At 45.1% G+C, this 20241-nt stretch carries 16 protein-coding genes; 8 read left to right on the top strand and 8 right to left on the bottom strand.

Annotation, left to right across the window (positions count from 1 at the left end):
- Positions 1 to 16: 16 nt before the first annotated feature.
- Positions 17 to 1030: a glycoside hydrolase family 5 protein gene (locus GVN20_RS16960; RefSeq protein ID WP_166559480.1), complete on the bottom strand. Its 1014-nt coding sequence runs from the start codon at positions 1028 to 1030 to the stop codon at positions 17 to 19.
- A gap of 272 nt (positions 1031 to 1302) precedes the next feature.
- Between GVN20_RS16960 and GVN20_RS16955 the strand changes: the two genes are divergently transcribed.
- Positions 1303 to 2025 carry a DUF3667 domain-containing protein gene (locus GVN20_RS16955; protein WP_166559479.1) on the top strand — a complete coding sequence of 241 codons (723 nt, stop codon included), beginning with the start codon at positions 1303 to 1305 and terminating at the stop codon, positions 2023 to 2025.
- Here GVN20_RS16955 and GVN20_RS16950 read toward each other — a convergent pair.
- From GVN20_RS16950 to GVN20_RS16940, 3 genes are all read right to left on the bottom strand, one after another.
- Positions 2022 to 2729: an NrtR DNA-binding winged helix domain-containing protein gene (locus GVN20_RS16950; RefSeq protein WP_166559478.1), complete on the bottom strand. Its 708-nt coding sequence runs from the start codon at positions 2727 to 2729 to the stop codon at positions 2022 to 2024. The two genes, GVN20_RS16955 and GVN20_RS16950, sit on opposite strands and share 4 nt — an antisense overlap.
- A 113-nt stretch (positions 2730 to 2842) precedes the next feature.
- Positions 2843 to 3745, bottom strand: a complete 903-nt coding sequence (rimK, locus tag GVN20_RS16945; RefSeq protein ID WP_166559477.1) for a 30S ribosomal protein S6--L-glutamate ligase — start codon at positions 3743 to 3745, stop codon at positions 2843 to 2845.
- A gap of 109 nt (positions 3746 to 3854) precedes the next feature.
- Positions 3855 to 4310 carry a RimK/LysX family protein gene (locus GVN20_RS16940; RefSeq protein ID WP_229599094.1) on the bottom strand — a complete coding sequence of 152 codons (456 nt, stop codon included), beginning with the start codon at positions 4308 to 4310 and terminating at the stop codon, positions 3855 to 3857.
- A gap of 235 nt (positions 4311 to 4545) precedes the next feature.
- Between GVN20_RS16940 and GVN20_RS16935 the strand changes: the two genes are divergently transcribed.
- The 4 genes from GVN20_RS16935 (at position 4546) to GVN20_RS16920 (ending at position 13987) form a co-directional block, all read left to right on the top strand.
- Positions 4546 to 7662 carry a TonB-dependent receptor gene (locus GVN20_RS16935; RefSeq protein ID WP_166559475.1) on the top strand — a complete coding sequence of 1039 codons (3117 nt, stop codon included), beginning with the start codon at positions 4546 to 4548 and terminating at the stop codon, positions 7660 to 7662.
- A gap of 121 nt (positions 7663 to 7783) precedes the next feature.
- Positions 7784 to 9643: a RagB/SusD family nutrient uptake outer membrane protein gene (locus GVN20_RS16930; RefSeq protein WP_166559474.1), complete on the top strand. Its 1860-nt coding sequence runs from the start codon at positions 7784 to 7786 to the stop codon at positions 9641 to 9643.
- 163 nt (positions 9644 to 9806) lie between these two features.
- Positions 9807 to 10517 (top strand): hypothetical protein, encoded by a 711-nt coding sequence (locus GVN20_RS16925; RefSeq protein ID WP_166559473.1) that lies wholly within the window; start codon positions 9807 to 9809, stop codon positions 10515 to 10517.
- Positions 10518 to 10633: 116 nt separating this feature from the next.
- The gene (locus GVN20_RS16920) at positions 10634 to 13987 is read left to right on the top strand and encodes a VCBS repeat-containing protein (RefSeq protein ID WP_166559472.1); all 3354 of its coding nucleotides are present in this window, start codon (positions 10634 to 10636) and stop codon (positions 13985 to 13987) included.
- 60 nt (positions 13988 to 14047) lie between these two features.
- Here GVN20_RS16920 and GVN20_RS16915 read toward each other — a convergent pair whose 3' ends face one another.
- Together GVN20_RS16915 and GVN20_RS16910 are read right to left on the bottom strand one after the other, a co-directional pair.
- Positions 14048 to 15166, bottom strand: coding sequence for a DNA polymerase III subunit delta' (locus tag GVN20_RS16915; RefSeq protein WP_166559471.1), 1119 nt, complete (start codon positions 15164 to 15166; stop codon positions 14048 to 14050).
- 155 nt (positions 15167 to 15321) lie between these two features.
- Positions 15322 to 15858 carry a DsrE family protein gene (locus tag GVN20_RS16910; protein ID WP_166559470.1) on the bottom strand — a complete coding sequence of 179 codons (537 nt, stop codon included), beginning with the start codon at positions 15856 to 15858 and terminating at the stop codon, positions 15322 to 15324.
- Positions 15859 to 15979: 121 nt separating this feature from the next.
- Between GVN20_RS16910 and GVN20_RS16905 the strand changes: the two genes are divergently transcribed.
- On the top strand, positions 15980 to 17050 hold the full coding sequence (locus GVN20_RS16905; RefSeq protein ID WP_229599093.1) for an agmatine/peptidylarginine deiminase: 1071 nt from the start codon (positions 15980 to 15982) through the stop codon (positions 17048 to 17050).
- A gap of 88 nt (positions 17051 to 17138) precedes the next feature.
- Here the strand turns inward: GVN20_RS16905 and GVN20_RS16900 are convergent, their stop codons facing one another.
- Complete coding sequence (locus GVN20_RS16900; RefSeq protein WP_166559469.1) at positions 17139 to 17651, bottom strand: peptidylprolyl isomerase; 513 nt, start codon at positions 17649 to 17651, stop codon at positions 17139 to 17141.
- A 44-nt stretch (positions 17652 to 17695) separates the two neighbouring features.
- Positions 17696 to 18223 carry a GNAT family N-acetyltransferase gene (locus GVN20_RS16895; protein ID WP_166559468.1) on the bottom strand — a complete coding sequence of 176 codons (528 nt, stop codon included), beginning with the start codon at positions 18221 to 18223 and terminating at the stop codon, positions 17696 to 17698.
- A gap of 256 nt (positions 18224 to 18479) precedes the next feature.
- On the opposite strand from GVN20_RS16895, the gene GVN20_RS16890 reads away from it, so the two are divergent.
- Entirely contained in the window at positions 18480 to 19073 is a 594-nt protein-coding gene (locus GVN20_RS16890) for a 2OG-Fe(II) oxygenase (protein WP_166559467.1), read from the top strand.
- A 256-nt stretch (positions 19074 to 19329) separates the two neighbouring features.
- Positions 19330 to 20217, top strand: a complete 888-nt coding sequence (locus GVN20_RS16885) for an alpha/beta hydrolase (RefSeq protein WP_229599092.1) — start codon at positions 19330 to 19332, stop codon at positions 20215 to 20217.
- Positions 20218 to 20241: the final 24 nt, after the last annotated feature.

Here is a 20241-nt window from a genome sequence, read left to right as displayed (position 1 = left end):
CTAGAATTGCTCACTTTCATTTGTTGGAATTATATTCCAAAAGTGCTTTTTTAAAGTATTTTCCTTGCCTTGTGGGTGTAAAATTCCAATCAGAAAACATACGGGGTGCCCAGCGGTCGTCAAAGACCCAGCCCACCCAACTGATGCCCTGTTCAGCGGTATATTTGGTGATGGCCTCACCGTACGATTCATCGCTGATGACCGGAACGTGCGCCCCTACTTCCTCGGTTCCTGAAAAACCTATTTCGGTCAGTATCAATGGGTATTTTTTAGCCACAAATCCCCAGTCCACCGTCCATTTGTCTTCCCAAGGCTTTGATCTTTTCATGGGATACGGGTGACTTACGTAGGCAATACCAACAGCGTTGATTGGGTTTTCTTTGACGGGAGTCAGGTCATAGGCCCAATTGAAACCAGCGACCAATGGTATAGCATCGTTGCCGTGGGCACGAATGATTCCAATCATTTCTTCATTCAAGGTTTTCCATTGCTCCCACGAACACGTTCCCAACTGCCCACCCGCAACGGTGGGTTCGTTAAACAATTCAAAGAAAGCAACGGTGTTGTTCCCTTTAAAATGTTTGGCCATGGTCCGCCAAAACTCAAAAGTTTCTTTTTGGGTCGTTTCATAATTATCAGATTGGTACATTTCGGTCCGTAGATTACCAATCGAATGCCAGTCAATGATGACGTACAAGCCCAATTCCGTTGCCCATTTTACGCCGTCGTCCAGTAATTTTAGATACTCTGCTTTCCCCCGTTTCCGCCACGCAGAAGGATGAACAGGAAAACGTACAATATTGGCTCCCCAGTTTTTGATTTCCTGAAAAAATGCTTTTTCCCAATGTCCTTTGGTATGCAGGTTGTCGGGGTCGGCTACGTTTAGCCCCCTGAATACCATCGCTTTACCGTCTTGGGTCACAAACTGATTCCCCTCTACTTTTATTTTTTTAAGGGCGGTTTGGGCAAAAGCCGAACTTAACAGGACGCTAAAAGTCAGGAGTAATAGATGTGTTTGTAATTTTACCATGGGGTTTGTACATTAATCGCGCATCGCTACTCACTTAAAAAGCACCAAAACACCCAACCATACCCTCCGCCGTTACCTAACTATTTGCGGGAGAAGGTGAGCGATGCAGGTGGTTCAAATTTTCGTTTTCAAGTGGCTCTGGGTATTAAACAGCTACTTTTTTTATCAGAAGAAAGTATTTCAAGGTTGTTTCTAAGACTATTTTGCCATTTTCAAAGAATACAATTCGGCCAAATTTGTATCTTGCCCTACCATTCCTTTACAAACCTTTTATGAACGCTGCGATTTGCAAAAACTGCCAAAACCCTTTGGGAAAAAATGATGATTTCTGCGCTAAATGCGGCCAATCAGCCCACATACACCGTATTGATATGCACCACATTTGGCACGATGTAGTGCACGCCTTTGTCCATGCCGACAAAGGAGTCATTCATTTGACCAAAGAATTGGCGCTTAAACCCGGGATTGTGGTAAAAGAATATGTAACAGGCAAACGAAAAAAATACTACAACCCATTTAGTTATCTGGTACTTACCGTAGCCATCTCGGCGTTTCTGACCCATTATTTCCATTTGATGGAAAACAACAGCCAAAGTGTCAACCCCGTTACGGAGCTTTCTTCGAAGTATTTTAACCTTATTTTATTTATTGGCGTCCCTATTTCGTCCTTTTACATGTGGCTGCTGTTTCGCAAAAAGGGGTACAACTATGCGGAAAATCTCACCTTTCAAGCCTTTATAGGGGGCTTTCGCGTGGTTTTCTTTATTCTGATCTTCACGCCGTTGGTGCTTTTATTTCGTCAGTATTATTTTTACGTGCTTAGCATCTACATGCTTGCCTGGTTTATTTTTACGGCTTGGGCAAAAGTTCAGTTTTTTGGTGGGCCTAAATGGCTTACGATTCTCAAAGCTTTTTTGGTCATTCTCTTTACCCAAATGACCATGACCCTCATTCTTTCGATGGTTGCTTATTTCCTGATTAAGCGTCAGCCCTAAAACTCAGGATTTGAAACAAAATTCAAGAACGAATTACTGAAGGAATTGTACTTCTCTTTGTTGACTTCATAAAGATAAGCACCTTTCTTTGAGGACTTTTGCTTTTCTTTGAGCTTTACAAGCAGGTGCGTTGAAAGGATTTTACGGCTAAAATTTCGCTTGTCAAAAGTCGTTTGGAAGATGGCTTCGTAGAGTTTTTGCAGTTGCGGAATCGTAAATTTTTCGGGCAAAAGTTCAAAACCAAGCGGGTGCAACGCCGCCTTGTAGCGAAGTTTTTGAATGGCTAAATCAATCATTTGACGGTGGTCAAACAAAAGTTCACTGGGCATTTCGCTGACGGGAAACCAATGCGCAAAGTGAACCTGCGAAATTTTGGAATCGTAGTGTTCAATGTTTATCAAGGCAAAATAAGCCACCGAAACGGTGCGGTCAATGGGGTCGCGGTTGATATCACCAAACGTGTAAAGTTGCTCCAAATAGACACCTTTAAGTCCAGTCAGTTCAAACAATATCCGCTCCGCTGATTGTTCCAAATTTTCGTTGGGATTCAACCATCCACCCATCAACGACCACGTATCGGCGTGCAGATTCGGACCGCGTTTTACCAATAAAATTTTCAGGAGGTCACCGTCAAAACCGAAAATGATGGAATCCAGCGCAACAAGGCATTTCGGTTGGGTGTCATAAGATGCTTTATCCAGCATACAGGAAGAGAATTAATCAAAGGTTAAGTGCTAGCGTACCATTAACAAGAAAAAAGTATAAAATCATTCCCTGTTTAATGTTAGGTTAAAGATAAGAGACCCTCATTTTTACCCTATACGCCGATGGTATCGTTTTCGTCGGCGGGAATTTTCTCTTCAATAAACGACACAATCAAGTCAGCGACATTGACACCCGTACAATTTTCGATTCCTTCCAAACCAGGCGAAGAATTGACTTCCATAATCATCGGCCCCCGATTCGACAGTATCATATCTACCCCTGCCACGCGCACTCCCAAGGCTTTTGCGGCTTGAAGAGCGGCTTTTTCTTCCTGTGGCGTCAATAAAATCGGGGTTGCTTTGCCCCCTCGATGGAGATTGGAGCGAAAATCCCCTGCTTTGCCTTGGCGCTTCATGGCAGCAACAATTTTGTTACCAACCACAAAAGCCCTAATGTCAGCCCCTTTTGACTCTGCAATGTATTCTTGAATCAAGACGTTGGTTTTCAGTCCATAAAAAGCTTCAATGGTTGATTTTGCGGCAGTTTCTGATTCCGCCAAAACCACCCCTACGCCCTGAGTTCCTTCCAATAATTTAATAATAACGGGCGGCCCACCCACCAAGTGAATGAGGCTTTCGATGTCTTTAGTCTGATTGGCAAAAACCGTTTTAGGAATCTGTACACCCGCTTTTGAAAGGATTTGCAAGCTTCTCAACTTATTGCGCGAACGCATGATGGCCTGAGATTTGACAGTCGTAAATACTTTCATCATTTCAAACTGCCGCACTACCGCGCACCCATAGTCGGTTACTGAAGCTCCAATGCGCGGAATAATCGCGTCGATGCCCTCAACGGGTTTATTTTTGTATAAAATGACGGGTTTTTCTTCTTCAATCATCACATGACACAACGCATGATTAATGACAAGCGCTTCATGCCCATGCGTGCGAATGGCTTCTACCAGGCGTTTGGTAGAGTATAATTTGGGGTTGGTAGAAAGAACAGCAATTTTCATTATAATAATTACATAATCAGCCGATTAGCATTGTTATTTGCAGCATAACAGAGCCGTAACGGTGGGGTAAAATTAATGGGAAGTTGATTGAATCAAGGTTATCTTTTTGTTAATGCAGTACCGACTCAGCAGCGGTTCTTTTTTGGGATAGAGAAAGGTCTTCTAATGAGACATCCACTAAAAAACGATTTCGAAGAAGTTTTCGCCCCAACAATACGGGGTAGCGCATTTTTTCGCGGTCGGCCAAGGAAAATTCGGCCTGAAAAGCTTTGCCAAAAATCACAATGCGCGTTTTGATTACATAACGCATTTCAGTTTGCCCAAATGAATTCTTGATGGATTTCAGCTCAAATGCTTTAGCCACAAACCGTTTTCGTTTTTCTCCCTTGTGCGCTGGCAAATAAAAAACGAGCTTCTCTTTCACCAATTTTATATTATAACAGTGGATGGAAGAAGTATAAGCCCCCGTGTCTATTTTGGCACGAACGTCCGTTAAGCCCAAATCAGGGAAATCTACACTGTCAGTACGACCGATTAGCCGCATTTCAACCTTGGGGGATGCCATTCTGTTGGCTGTTCTTACAGATCTCATTTATCCCAAAAAAACAATATTTTCTGTTAAAATAGTATGATTTTATGCAAAAAGAGAGTCAATCAGACAACATTTTGCATTGTACCTTTGTTGTTGGAAAAAAATATCAATATTTATTCGATATAAAATGATATTCTCTTCCTTATTTTAAAGTTCATTTGTACGTTTTTAAAGTTCATTTATCTATTTTACACTAAACAATTACTCTATGAAGCAGAAATTACTACTGCTATTCGTCTGTTTGTGGGCGAATTTGAGCTTGTTCGCTCAAGAACGAACAGTGTCGGGTCAGATTAAAGACCCTACCGGTGCACCACTACCCGGGGTAAGTATTTTGGTCAAAGGTACGACCAAAGGTACCAACTCTGACGCAGATGGGAACTTTAAAATTGGAATGGCTCCTGGAAGTACGCTCGTTCTCAGTGCCATCGGCTTTGCCAAACAGGAAATTACTCCTTCGGGCATTACCGTAAATGTTACCATGCAGCAAGATGTTGCCGCCCTGAGTGAGGTAGTTGTGGTAGGTTATGGTACCCAAAAGAAAGAAACCGTTACGGGTTCTGTGGTATCGGTAAAAGGAACTGACTTGGTAAAATCTCCAGCAGCCAACCTCTCCAACTCTCTGGCTGGACGCTTACCAGGTGTTACTGCCGTAAACCGCAGTGGTTTGCCAGGTGGTGATGGCTCTGCCATCAGAATCCGGGGTTCAAATACATTGAACAACAACGGCGCACTTATCGTAATCGACGGTATCCCTAACCGGGCTGGTGGTCTTGACCGCCTCAACCCTGCCGACATCGAAAGCATCTCTGTATTGAAAGATGCAGCGGCAGCTATCTACGGTTCACGGGCAGCAAACGGTGTTATTTTGATTACGACCAAGCGTGGTAAGACTGGTAAGCCTGAGTTGTCGTACTCGCTCAACCAAGGTTGGTCAAACCCAACCGTTATTCCTAAGTTGACAAATGCTGCTCAATATACAAGTATGCTAAACGACTTGGATATTTACGCTTTGCCAACTTCAGAATGGGCCGCTGCCAACCAAGCTTACAAAACAACGGGCTCATTTACCCGCCCCAACGGTACCGTACGTAACGCTCCTTTTTCTCCGCAAGCTATTCAGAAATACGCTGACGGCTCCGACCCATGGAACTACCCCAACACTGACTGGTACGGTTCTACCCTTAAAAACTGGTCGCCACAGGTACGTCACAACCTCCAACTTAACGGTGGAACAGAAAACTTCTCTTATTTGGCTTCATTGGGTTACCAAAACCAAGATGCCAACTACATCCAGTCGTCTACGGGTTATAAGCAGTACGATATGCGTTTGAACTTTGACGCAAAAATCAACAAGTACGTAACCATGACTTTGGGCGTAGTAGGTCGTCAGGAGGCGCGTCGTTATTCTACACAATCTCCCGGTGCTATTTTCCGGATGTTGATGCGCGGAAAACCCCAAGAGCCTGCTTTCTGGCCTGATGGCCGTCCTGGCCCAGACATCGAAAACGGGCAGAACCCCGTGGTAATCACAACTGACTTGGCTGGTTATGACCGCGACACCCGCAATTATTTCCAATCTAATGGTCAGCTTGACATCAAAATTCCAGGCGTAGAAGGCTTGAAATTGAGCATGAATGCTGCCATTGACAACTTGGCCCAGAACAACAAAACATGGTTGATTCCGTGGACACTTTACCAAAAAGGCTCGGGAGTAGATGCCAACGGCAATCCAAACCTTGTTCCTGCCCGTAGAGGACCTGCTGATCCAAGCTTAAACCAAGTAAATATTAATCAGCTTAACATCTTGTTGGGTACGGTGCTTTCTTATGACAAAACCATCGGCAATCATACCTTCAACTTGTTGGCTGGTACAAACCGCGAAACCATCAAAGGCGATAACTTCTCGGCTTTCCGTCGTTTCTTCCTTTCAACTGCTCTCGACCAGATGTTTGCGGGAGGTGACTTACAACGTAACAACAACGGTGGTGCGTTTGAAACAGCTCGTATCAACTACTTCGGTCGTGTAGGTTATAACTTCAAGGAGAAGTACCTCGCCGAGTTCTTGTGGCGTTATGATGGTTCTGACATCTTCCCTGAAGAAACCCGTTACGGCTTCTTCCCAGGAATTATGGCAGGTTGGGTTGTATCAGAAGAAGAATTCTTCAAAAAAGCACTCCCTTCGGTTAATTTCTTAAAATTGCGCGGGTCAATCGGCCAATTGGGTAACGACCAAATCCCTTCGTATCAGTACCTTTCTACCTACGGATTCAGAAGTTATATCTTAGGAAATGCTGAAACAAAAACGTTGTTTGAAGCACGTATCCCTAACACCCAAATTACTTGGGAAGTAGCGACCAACTCTAACTTAGGTTTGGAAGGACAGATGTTTAACGGTAACGTTTTCTTTGAATTTGATGTATTCTCTAACAAGCGTACCAACATTCTTTGGACCAAAAACGCTTCAGTACCTCAAAGTACAGGTTTGACGCTTCCACGTCAAAACTTGGGAGAAGTGCTAAACAAGGGATGGGAATTTAACATCGGTTACCGTAACCAAAAAGATGGCTTCAAGTACAACGTAAGCGTGAACGGTGGCTATGCTCAAAACAAAATTTTGTTCTGGGATGAAGCTCCAGGAGCCCCTGCATGGCAGCAAACAACGGGCAAGCCGATGTTTACGTATCAGACTTACCTCTACGACGGTGTGTTTAAAGACCAAGCCTCCATTGATGCCAACACCATCGACTACAAGGCAATCGTAAACACCCTCCGCCCTGGCGACATGAAGTACAAAGACTACAACGGCGACGGCAAAATCACTCCCGATGACCAAGTACGTAACAACTTCACCAACATTCCTTTGTTTACGGGTGGGGTTAACCTATCGGCCAGCTACCGCAACTTTGACTTGACCGTCCTTATCCAAGGAGCAGCAGGTGCGAAGCAGTTTGTGAGTGCAGCAGAAATGGGTAACATCGGTAACTACTTGTTGGATATGTACGAAAATCGTTGGACCATTGACAATCCAAGCGATGTTCATCCACGTATCGCTAACCGTAACGACCAGTATTTCTCTACTGGTAACGACTATTGGCTCAGAGATGCCGACTACCTCCGCCTGAAAAACTTGGAAATTGGATACAATATTCCTTCTACTTTGGTGAAGAAAATCGGAATGAACACGCTTCGCGTATATTTCAATGGTTTAAACCTGTTTACAGTTGATAAGTTGAAGGTATTTGACCCCGAAACAGATAACTCTACTGGACAGTATTATCCTCAGCAAAAAATCCTGAACGTAGGTCTTGTTGCCGCATTCTAACAACATCGTAATTTGATTTAAAAATGAGTCAATTTGAAAACACTAATCATAAACAGACAGTTGATTATGTTGGCAAAATCTCACTTTGTTTAATCACAAATTACACAACTAAAAAATAGAGATGAAAAAATACAAATTTCTAATCGCGTCACTCATTGCTTCGACGGTAGTTGTTACCAGTTGCGACGATAGTTTCGTAAACACACAACCCCTAAACGAACTTTCAGAAAATGCCGTTTGGACGGATGCTGCGCTTGCAGAAGCGTTTGTTTCTGAAATTTACGCTGGCTTCGGCAACGGTGGTTTTGATGAGCAAATGTTGGCTTCATTGACCGACGAAACCATCTTTACTCACCCAGGTCGCGGAATTACGACCATCACTGAAGGCCGTTCAAACCCCGCCGACATCGGTTGGGTAAACAACACCATCAGCTGGCAGCAAATGTACCTGCGTATTCGCGCATGTAACCTTGCCCTCAAAAATCTCGCAAGCCCTAAGTTTACAAACACGGGCAACATCGTAGAGCGTTTAACGGGTGAGACCAAATTCATGCGTGCTTATTTTTACCATCAGTTGGCCCGCTACTACGGCGGCGTACCTTTGGTGGATCGTCCGTATGATTTAGGAGAAGCCGATTACATGGCTACTCGTAACACGTGGGCCGAAACAGTCGCTTTTATTGTCAAAGATTTGGACGACGCCGCTACTTTGTTGAAGGGTAGAAGCATGGCTGCAGGTCGGGCTAACGAGGCTGCAGCTTTGGCGCTGAAAGCCCGTATTTTAACTTACGATGCCAGCGATTTGCACGATGCTACCAAGATGAAAGCAAAATCTACGGTACTTTCTTCTTTCTCAAAACCTGAATTAGTAGCAAACGTAACAGGCTCACAAGCCGACCGTTGGCAAAAAGCAAAAGCTGCCGCTAAAGCAGTTTTGGATTTGCCAGGATACGGCAACTTGCTCAACCTTACGGCTCCCGTCTCTGCTCAACAGGGTACAACCAACTATATGAACAACTCATTGTCGCGCAATGGCGGTCAAAATGAGTTGCTGATGGCGCGTTATTTTATCAACGCAAAACAAGAAAACGGTGGCCGTCAAGGACTTTTCAATGGTCCTAACGGATACAACAACTGGGCAGGTAATACACCAATCCAAGTCATGGTAGATGACTACGAAATGATGGACGGAACTAAGTTTGACTGGAAAAACCCTGCTCATGCTTCAGATCCTTACGTAAACCGCGACCCTCGTTTCTACGCTTCTATCTTGACCGAAGGTTCACCTTGGAAAGTGCGTAGCAATGCTAACTTACCCCGTGACCCAGCAAGCCAAATCCAAACAGGCCGCTACGAAATCGTAAACGCTTCAGGGGCTAAAGTAACCCACTTTGGTTTGGATACACGCCAAAGCCCAATCGAAGACTGGAACGGAAGCTATACTGGTTATTATATCCGTAAATTTACCGATCCAAACCCTGCCATCGTTGACCAAAATACATGGCAAGAAGTACCTTGGCCTATCTTGCGCTATACTGAGATGATCTTCAACTACGCCGAAGCTTGTATTGAGCTAGGTCAGGACGAAGAAGCCCGTACTTGGTTGAACAAGATTCGTTTCCGTGCTGGTATGCCTGCCATTACCGAGTCAGGAGATGCGCTGAGACAACGTTTCCGCAACGAAAAACGCATTGAAATGTACTTGGAAGAGCAGCGTTTCCACGATGCCCGCCGCTGGATGATTGCTCCTACTACCTTAGGTCGCAAAGCCAACGGTATCAGCATCGTAGGTACACTTAAGCCTGGCAAAACGGTTAGTCTTTATAAATACGATAAAGAAAACTACAACTACTCTTACACGGTATTTGAAATTGATCCAGGTAAGGAAAACCGCAGCTGGGCTGACAAACTGTACTATTTACCAATTGACCGGAACGAAATGAACCGGAACACCAAATTGGTTCAAAACCCAGGTTATTAATTAGAATTATAAGCACTTGGAGAGCCTTATAGCTCTCCAAGACTTCTAAAAATCTATGCTCTCAAAAAATGCGGGGCATAGATTTTTTTAATTTATACCCTCATACAGAGAACTTTGTGTAGATTTGTTTATTAAGAAATGTTATTCCCAAAAAACAGAAATCATGAAAACAGGCATTATTATATCGGTCATTTTTGGAGTTTTTTCCTTGACGCTACGGGCACAAGATACCAAAACAATCAGAGTAAAAGCCGATACCGACCTCAAATACGCCATTCCAGTAGCTGAGCGGTATCGATATCCCCAATTCAAAGAGGGGACTGTATCTTTTTTCAACGCTGCTCCCGCAACGGCAAAACTCAATTACAATTTTCAATTGGGAGAAGTACAATTTCTTAGTCTAACCAAAGACACCTTATCCTTGGCCAACGAACAAAGTATTAAACAGATTCAAATTGGCGAGAATACCTTCTACTATGACGTGGCCCACGGATATGTAGAACGTATTGCTACTTATCCGAAAGCTTATTTAGTAGTCAAAACCATGTTTAAAGTAGCTGCGGTCGAAAAAATGGCCGCGATGGGCAAATCCTCCGCTACATCGTCCATAAGAGAAGTCAATATGCTTTCTACGGGCAATAGTTCGGTCCAAAAACTTGCCTCAAAAGGTGACATCGTTTTTTCCAAAGAAAAAATGTATTTTCTAATGGACTTAAACCATCGTTTTTACAAAACAACCAAAGGAGGATTTTTAAAGCTTTTCCCAACCCATAAAAAGGCCATTGAAGCCTATTTCAAAGCCGAAAGTCTTGACCTAGAAAATGAAGATCATCTCAAAAAAATCCTTCAATTTTGTAGTGAGTTACCCCAGTAAATGAATTGATGCCATTTGCAATAACCATTCATTTTTACTCAATTTGTATCTGCTTTGAGCGCTAAAAGCGCTTCAGGGCTTCATTAATTTTTTTAGCTTTACTTTATCTTCTATTGATGAAACATCTTACACTGCTCGCAGGGTGCATCATTGTACTATTCCTATCGACAAGCTGCCAAGAACAAAAAGATACCCCAACGGAAGTAACCGAGCCTACGCTTTTTACCCTGCTTACTCCTGAAAAAACCAATGTCGATTTTCAGAATATCATCAATGAAGGCCTTAATACAAACGTGTTGATGTATGAGTATTTTTACAACGGTGGCGGCGTTGCTGTGGGTGATTTGAACGGTGATAAACTGGAAGACCTCTACTTTACTGCCAATCTCAGCGCCAACAAACTCTACCTCAACAAAGGAAAAATGCAGTTTGAAGACATCACTGCCGCCTCAGGAGCCGCCGGACGCGAAGGCCCCTGGAAGACTGGAGTGACCATGGCAGATGTCAATGGCGACGGAAAATTGGATATTTTCGTTTGTCATTCGGGCAATCTCCCCCCCGAAAAAAAAGCCAATGAGTTGTTTATCAATCAGGGAAACAACGCCCAAGGAATTCCAACATTTCTGGACCAAACCGCTGAGTATGGCTTAAACGACCCTTCGTCGAGCACCAATGCTTACTTTTTCGACTACGACCACGACGGCGATTTAGACCTGTTTTTACTTAATCACAACATAAAGTCTCTGCCTGTACTCAATGAATCCAACAGCGCCGAATTCAACAAACAAGACGACCCAGTAAGTGGCTCTCGGCTTTTTCGAAATGAGGGCAAACGTTTCGTTGACGTGACCACCAAAGCGGGTATTAACAGCTCTCCCCTCTCCTACGGTCTGGGGGCAGGCATCGCTGATTTTAACCAAGACGGCTGGCCAGATATTTACGTCAGCAATGATTATACCATCCCCGACCATCTTTACATTAATAATAAAAAAGGTGGTTTTGTGGACAAACTCACTACCTCGATAGGGCATACCTCTCATTTCTCCATGGGCAACGACGTGGCCGATGTAAACAACGACGCCACGCCTGATATTTTCACGCTTGATATGCTGCCTGAAGAAAATCGCCGACAAAAACTTCTCATGGCCCCCGACAACTACGAGAAATTTGATATGGTGGTTCGGTCGGGTTTTCATAAGCAGTACATGCGGAACATGCTGCAATTGAATACCCCTCTCCCAGCCTCCCCCAAGTTAGGAGTAGCATTCTCCGAAATTGGTCAACTCGCGGGCATCTCCAACACCGATTGGAGTTGGGCCGCGCTTTTTGCCGATTATGACAACGACGGATGGAAAGACCTCTACATTACCAATGGCTACCTACGCGACTACACCAACCTCGACTTTCTGAAATACATGAACGATTTTCAGCAGAACCAACCCAACATCGGGCGACAGGATGTGCTGAATCTGGTGCAGCAGATGCCCGCATCCAACGTGGTGAATTACCTCTATAAAAACAACAAAGACCTGACGTTCAAAAATGTGGGAATGCAATGGGGATTGGGACAAAACTCCAACAGCAACGGAGCCGTTTATGCCGATTTAGACAACGACGGTGACTTGGATTTGGTTGTCAACAACGTAAATCAGCCCGCATTTATCTACCAAAACGAAGCCCAACAGTTGCTCAAAAATCACTACCTAAAAGTGACATTGGCGGGCAATTCACCCAACCGTTCGGGCATTGGGGCAAAGGTCATTCTGTACCAAAAAGGTCAAACCCAGTACCTAGAGCAAATGCCCATGCGTGGGTATCAGTCGAGTGTTTCTAACGTCCTGCATTTTGGATTGGGCAACGCCACAACGATTGATTCGCTAAAAGTACAATGGCCTAATGGCAAACAACAGCGCCTTTCCAACGTTAAAGGAGATCAATGGCTAACCCTGAACGAAAAGGACGCCAATGAAGCCATCAGTGCGCCCGCTTCCAAACAACCTCTATTTAAAGAAACTCCCTCTGGCATAGATTATGCCCAGCCTGCTTTAGCCTACAATGATTTTAAAAGGCAGATTCTGATGGTCAATCCGCAATCGTACGTGGGTCCAGCACTGGCCAAGGCCGATGTCAATGGCGATGGCTTAGATGATGTATTTGTGGGCGGCGGTAACGGACAGGCAGGGGCCTTGTTTTTGCAACAAAAAGGGTCTACGCCACGCTTCCTCAAAAAACCACAAGCAGCTTTTGAAATCGACGCCAAAAGCGATGCGGACGACGCCGTCTTTTTTGATGCTAACGGCGACGGTACCCTAGATTTGTACGTTTGTCATGGAGGGTATGCCAATTTTGAGCCGAATGACCCTGTTTTGCAGGATGCGCTTTATTTCAATGACGGAAAGGGTAACTTCAGCAAAAATACGACCGCGCTTCCGTCCATGCCCGTCAGTACGAGTTGTGTGCGGGTGGCCGATATAAACGGGGATAAAAAGCCCGATTTATTTGTGGGTGGGCGCGTGGTGCCCGGTAGTTACCCCGAAATTCCCCCCAGTTTTATTTTACTCAACGACGGCAAAGGCAACTTTAAAGATGCCACCTCTTCTGTGGCCCCTGAGCTTCAAAAAATTGGCATGGTGACCGATGCCGCTTGGCTCGACCTCAACGGAGATAAAAAATCCGAGTTGATTGTAGTTGGGGAATGGATGCCTCTGACGGTTTTTGAAAACAATAATGGTAAACTGGCGAACACAACCGATAAATACTTTGACCAAAACTACAGCGGTTGGTGGAATAAACTGCTAGTGGACGACTTCAACGGCGACGGAAAAATGGACTTAATCGTCGGCAATTTGGGTCTTAACAGCCAAGTGAAAGCATCTCCCGAACAACCCGCCGAGGTATATTTCAAGGATTTTGACCAAAACGGCCGCATTGACCCCATTTTGTGTACGTACATCCAAGGAAAAAGCTACCCTTACATCACCCGCGACGAATTGATTGGGCAATTACCCATCATGGGCAAGCGGTATCCTGATTACAAAACCTATGCTGATGCTACGCTCAAAGATGTATTTACAGCATCGGAGCTTGAAGGCGCCACACGACTGGAAGCCAACCACTTGGCTACCACTTGGTTTGAGCAAGGCCCTGCTGGTAAATTTACGGTCAAAAAATTACCCATCGAAGTCCAGACCTCGCCCATTCACGCCCTGATTGCATTGGATTATGACAAAGACGGCAAAAAGGATTTGCTCCTTTGCGGCAATCAACTCCGCACCCGCCTGCGTCTTGGGCAGTACGACGCCAATTTCGGTACGCTGCTCCACAACAACGGCAACGGAACGTTTAGTTATGTTCCTCAGAATGCCTCTGGTTTTTACATTAATGGCGAAGTAAGAAGCATTTTGTCATTAAATAATACCCTTTACTTTGGCATCAACCAACAGAAGGTAGTGGCGTATGGAATGAAATAGAGATATACCTACAACCCCATCAGATGAGCCAGCTTTACCAAATCATCTGATGGGGTTTGATTAAACGCGCATCGTCCGAGCTGCCGTCAACGAAATATCCAGAAACAACACTTTGGCGCGGGCGTTACGTTCGAGGTGATAGTAGCCGTCGGTGATTTCCTGAATCAGTAACTCAATGGCTCCTGGGTTGACGGCTTTGCCAAATTTTTGCACAAAACTCAGTTCTTCGTCCTGCAACCGTAGCAATTCCTCCACGCCGTTTTGCCACAAAAACAAATCCCGAAACAGATTGAGGGTATAGTCGAAAATCCCTTTTTGTTTCTCTTTGCCCAACGTATCAAATTCATCCGCAAGTTTGACCAAAGACACAAAGTCTCGCGAGTAGCATTTACGCATCCATTGCGCAAACCACGCGTGGCGGTCGTCTTCCGTCTCGTTGGTCAGGCGCATGGCCTCGGCCAGATTCCCTTCACAGAGATACGCAATCTGCCGCGCCCGTCGCTCATCAATCCTTTTTTGGGCCAAAAACTGCGTCACTTCTTCATCCGTAAAGGCACGAATGGCTACACGTTGCGTGCGGGAAATGATGGTAGTCAATAATTTATCCGACTGACTGGAAACAATCAAAAACAGTGTCTTTTCGGGCGGTTCTTCCAGAATCTTCAACAGGGCATTGGCCGCTTGTACATTGAGCAATTCAGGTTGCCAAAACAGCATGATTTTAAACTCCCCCTCAAACGCCTTGAGTGACAGCTTACTAACAATATTCCTTGATTCTTTGATGGGAATAATTCCCTGTTGATTGCCGGTGGCGTTAATATACGCCAACCATTCGGGGAGCGTTCGGTAAGGATGTTCTTCTAAAAAAGCACGCCATTTAGGCGTTAGTTCACCCAACAAATCCTCCCCTTCTTTGGGGGTGCGAGGCAACGGAAAGATATGATACACATCGGGGTGGACCAACTTACGCATCTTGGAACAAGAAGCACAACGCCCGCAGGCATCGTCGGGCTGACGGTCTTCGCAATTGACAAACGTAGCAAACGCCCACGCCAACGCAATGCCCGCCCCGCCCACGGGCCCGTCAAAAAGCTGGGCATGCGCAACGTGGTTATTCTGTACGGAGCGAATCAGTGCGCGCTTGGTATCGTCGTGACCGAGTATATTCTTAAAAAGCAAAATAGAAGCGATTGGATGTTGTCTGCAAAATTAAAGAATGTCGGCTTGCTTTGGGCGAAAAGTGCGCCAAATTATAATTTAAACGCGTAGGGGCAGACGTGAACGGTCCGCCGACCAGCGGGCCTGCCCCTACCTTTCGTCTTGCTTAAAAAAATTTACGGTATCACCATCACATACCCCTTCGATTGCAGCGTAGTCATCAGCAGCATGGCCGAGAGTGTCACTTTAATGTTGGGATTGCGGGGCTCCTGCTCCATTTTGCGCATGTAGAGCGATTGTCCACAGATGTATATTTTGACGCCGTTGGCGGTCAACTCGTTGATAAGGGTGGTATTGGGATTGGGCATCCCGTATTTTTTCTTGTAGGCTTCGTCGTTCAAAATCAGGGGTGTACCCAAAAAATGCACCACCGCTACCACGTCTAAATTCTCTCTAGGAATGCCCGCCGAAAGATGCAGATTGACCAAGCGGGCCAATTTGTCGAGCGTGGCATTGACAGAATCAGGCTTATCAGCGCCTTTGGAGATTTCATACAACACCTTGTATTTCATCTTTTTATCGGCAATAGGCTCCGCCTCTGGCACTTCAAACATGCTGCCACCACTCTTGATAAAAGGAAATTTTTTCTGCGCCTGACTGGCCAAACTAATGAAAAAGAAAAGGGCTAAAAGAGAGTAAAAGCTGGTACGCATGGAGTAGAAAGGTTTATAAATGAACGTGATTTTTCATTAAATATAAGGGTATTTTGGGAAAGTGGGTGGCAACTTACGCATAAAACAATCTACAATTCTGCCTATTTTTGCGCCACAAAACATGAAACAGCGTATTAGCAATATGTCAAATCAATCCACGCCCAAACAACGGGGCTTTTTTTTCCCCGCCGAATGGCACCCACACCGCGCCACTTGGTTGAGTTTTCCGCACACGGAGGCTTCTTGGACATACGAACGTCAGCCGAAAATGCTTCCTGCATACCTTGAATTTATCAAAAACATCAGCGAAGGCGAAAAGGTGTGCATCAATGCCCACAACGAAATCGTAAAACAAACCATACAGCTTCACCTACTCAACGCAGGGGTGGACATGAACCAGATTGAATTGCCGCTACACGCCACCAACGACTCATGGTGCCGCGACCACGGGCCGGGCATTCTCATCAACCCTGACACCAACGAGCGTTTGGTAGTGAATTGGGGCTACAATGCATGGGGTGGAAAATATCCTCCTTTCGACAACGATGACCTGATTCCCGTGGCCATCGCCCATTATTTAGGGTTAGAATACGTCACACCGGGCATCATCATGGAAGGCGGCTCGGTAGAGTTCAATGGTAAAGGGACTGTGATGACGAGCCGGGCGTGTTTGTTGAACGAAAACCGCAATCCGCACCTCAATCAAGGACAAATTGAGCAGTATTTGTACGATTATTACGGGGTTGAGCAGGTTCTTTGGGTGGGCGATGGCATCGTGGGTGACGATACCGACGGACACATTGATGATACCGTTCGGTTTGTAAACGAAGATACCGTGGTGACCATTATTGAAGAAAATAAATCGGACGCCAACTACGACATCTTACAGGAAAACCTGCACGAATTGAAGCAAATGCGGTTGCTCAACGGCAAACAACTCAATATCGTAGAGTTGCCTATGCCAACGCCTGTATACAGTGATGAGTTGCGATTACCGGCCTCCTACGCCAACTTTTATATCAGCAATGCCGCCGTCATTGTACCTACGTTTCGTTGCGATAATGACCAAAGGGCGCTAGACATTCTGAGTCAGTGTTTTACCGACCGAAAGGTGGTGGGAATTGATTCGACCGAAATCGTGTGGGGCTTGGGAAGTTTTCACTGCCTGAGTCAGCAGGAACCTATTGTATAATCAACGTCAGCAAGGTTTATACAACAACCTACAAAACAACATCGGCGAGGATTTAAACGGGAGCGCCCAGCCCTCGCCGACGTTAGTTTTAGTGATGCACTCCGCCGTCGCCGTGGACGTGTCCGTGCTCCAGTTCTTCGGCCGTAGCAGCGCGCACTTTTTGTACTTTTCCCACAAAATGCATTTCACGTCCAGCCAATGGATGGTTAAAATCCATCAAAACAAACTCTTCGTCAATTTCAACGATTTGGCCCATCAAACGATGTCCTTCTTCGTTGGTCATCGGAACCATATTGCCTACTTGAAGGATGTCTTCCTGAAGTTTGCCATCCACTTTGAATACTTCCAAAGGAATCTCCGCAACGGCTTCGGTGTCATAATCTCCGTAACCCTGTTCTGGGTCTAATTTAAAGTCAAAAGTATCGCCTTCGGCAAGACCATTCAATCGGTCTTCAAATGCTTCGGGAAGGCCACTCATGCCTTGAATAAAATACATAGGTTGGTCATCACCAACGGTTTCGACCATTTGCCATTCGTCGCCGTCGTTCAAAAGACTCAGTTCGTAGGTTACCGCTACGACTTGATTAGGTGCTATTTTCATTGATACAAATTTTTAGCAAACCTACGGTTTTTCGGGAGTGATACCTAATTTGCGTTTAATTTTCGCCACAAAATAAGCCCTTCATTTTCACTTATTTGCTCAAAACCTGCTTTCATCAAAACCCGTTGTGAATTGACCAATGCCACGGGGGTATGCGCAATCAGCGCCTTTAAGGCACGGTTTTTAAACACCCATTCGGCCAGACATTCGAGCGCTTCGGTGGCAACTCCCTGCCCCCGAAAAGACTGGTCGATTCCGTAGCCAATTTCTGTTTCGCCTTGGTCATTGGGCAAGCCTGCCACGCCGATTCCACCAGCGACGCAATTCTCTGATTTGTACACGATGAGCCAGTTGGTAAACCATTCATACCGCGAGGCGTTGGCGGCGGTTTCGGGTAGCCAATAATTGGCCAATGCATCATCAAATTCATTCTGAAAATATTCTTCCATCTGCATGGGGCGCGGAACCAGCCCCAACGAGCGTTGAAGCGCGTCGTAATCAGCCGCGTGTAGTTGCAATTGGGTTGTATTGAGCGGAATTAACCGCAAACGAGTTGATTCTAACTGAAACATGGGAAAAAATTAGTTGGACGTAAACAATACAGTTATGCTTTGTGAAATGTATCCACAAAGTAATCAAAGCGGCTCAGCGCCGTTACGCCACCCTATCAGGCAATGAGATGAAAGTTGTGAGTTGCAGAGGCAATAAAGTTAAATTGCGTAACAAAGGTAAAAAAATGTCTACTTTTGAGCAAGGATAGCAACAATGCTTCTCCCCTAACCGTTGAGAGTCATTTGTTGGAAGACAACTTGGTTATCAATACAAACTATGGAATTGTTTGATAATCTGATAGATAGCCTTTCCGAGCAAAGCTACGGAGTAATTGATTCTTTTCTGACCACCGAAGAAATAAACGACTTGGTCATCAATCTCAGAAAACGCCACGCGGCGGGCAGTTTTAAGGAAGCAAGCATCGGGCAAGGCAGCGCCCAGCACATCCAAGTCTTGGTTAGAGGCGACCAAATTTTATGGTTGGAAGAATCTTCGGTCGTTGAAATAGAGCAGGTATACTTTAAAAAAATCAACGCGCTGATTCAATCCCTCAACCAAAGCTGTTATTTGGGACTGAAAGATTTTGAGTTTCACTATGCCTTATACCCAATCGGGACTTTTTACAAGCGCCACCTCGACCGTTTCAAAACCGATTCGCACCGCAAAATATCAGTCATTTGTTATTTGAATGAAGATTGGCAGGCCACTGATGGCGGCGAGTTGGTGATTTACTTGCCCAACAAACCACCCGTCAAAATCTCTCCCGTTGGTGGAAGATTAGTTTGTTTTGAAGCCGATGTATTGGAGCACGAAGTTCTTCCCGCTACGCACGAGCGCCTCAGTCTGACGGGCTGGCTCAAAACTTATTAATAAAAGCAAACTCCAAAACGCCTTCATAAACAACTGATAATCAAAGATAAAAAGTGATTTCTAATAAACTCATTGTCTCTGTTTTTACAGCAACCATGAACCAATATTTACAAAATAGGTTAGCTTTTATAAATCAAGTGCTTTTTATGAAATACAAAAGTAAATTCCTTTATTTTTCAACTTCCAAACCGTTATGCCGCGCTGTTATCGTTTAGTTTTCGTTTTACCATTATTATTTTTTAGCCTGCATTCTACCATGTCGCGTTCCCAAACCGTCATTTCTCTTTGGTCCAATGGACAGATGCCCAATGATTTACAAAATCGTTCAATTCAAGAAAAAATCGAAGTAGGCAACGACGGTATTTTACGAATCAGCAACATTGTTTTTCCCACGCTTTCGGTCTATGTTCCTACCACTCCCAATGGAGCGGCGGTGATGATTTGCCCCGGCGGAGGCTACGCCATCGAAGCATCGGGCCATGAGGGTGTAGATGTGGCAAAGTGGTTCAATAGCATCGGTGTGACGGCATTTGTATTGAAATATCGATTACCCGACGATAAACTTTGGTCTAACAAACACGAAGTGGCACTTCAGGATGCCCTTCAGGGCATTAAAATAATTCGAGAAAGTGCCGATAAATACAACATTGACCCCAATCGTATTGGCATTATGGGTTTCTCGGCAGGGGGGCATTTGGCTGCCACGGTCAGCACGCTTTGGCATCAGGCCAAAGAATTAAAAGGCTTCGAAAATCTATCTGACGTGCAAGTATGTAAGCCGAATTTCTCCATTTTGATGTATCCCGTCATTACTTCTGGACCATTTAAGCACGCAGGGTCATTTGAAAGACTATTTGGAAAAACGCCTTCACAGGAACAATTAGAGCATTATTCGGCCGAAAAACAGGTATCTGCCCAAACTCCTCCTACCCTACTCGTCCACGCCACCGACGATAAAGGCGTACCCGTAGAAAACAGCATGTTGTATTATGACGCCCTTCGTAAACTTCGGATTCCTGCGTCCATGCTGCTTTACGAAAACGGCGGGCATGGGTTTGGACTGGCAAAAAAGCTCAAAGGCTCGGTGCACAGCTGGCCCGAAAGCTGCCATCAATGGCTGGTTGGAATGGGATATATTCAGTAAAACGAAAAGAATAAAAACGCAGCG

Origin of the sequence: Runella sp. CRIBMP (assembly GCF_009905605.1) — a bacterium.
In the GTDB taxonomy this organism is placed as follows: domain Bacteria; phylum Bacteroidota; class Bacteroidia; order Cytophagales; family Spirosomataceae; genus Runella.
This window is presented reverse-complemented; position numbering and strand designations above follow the sequence as displayed.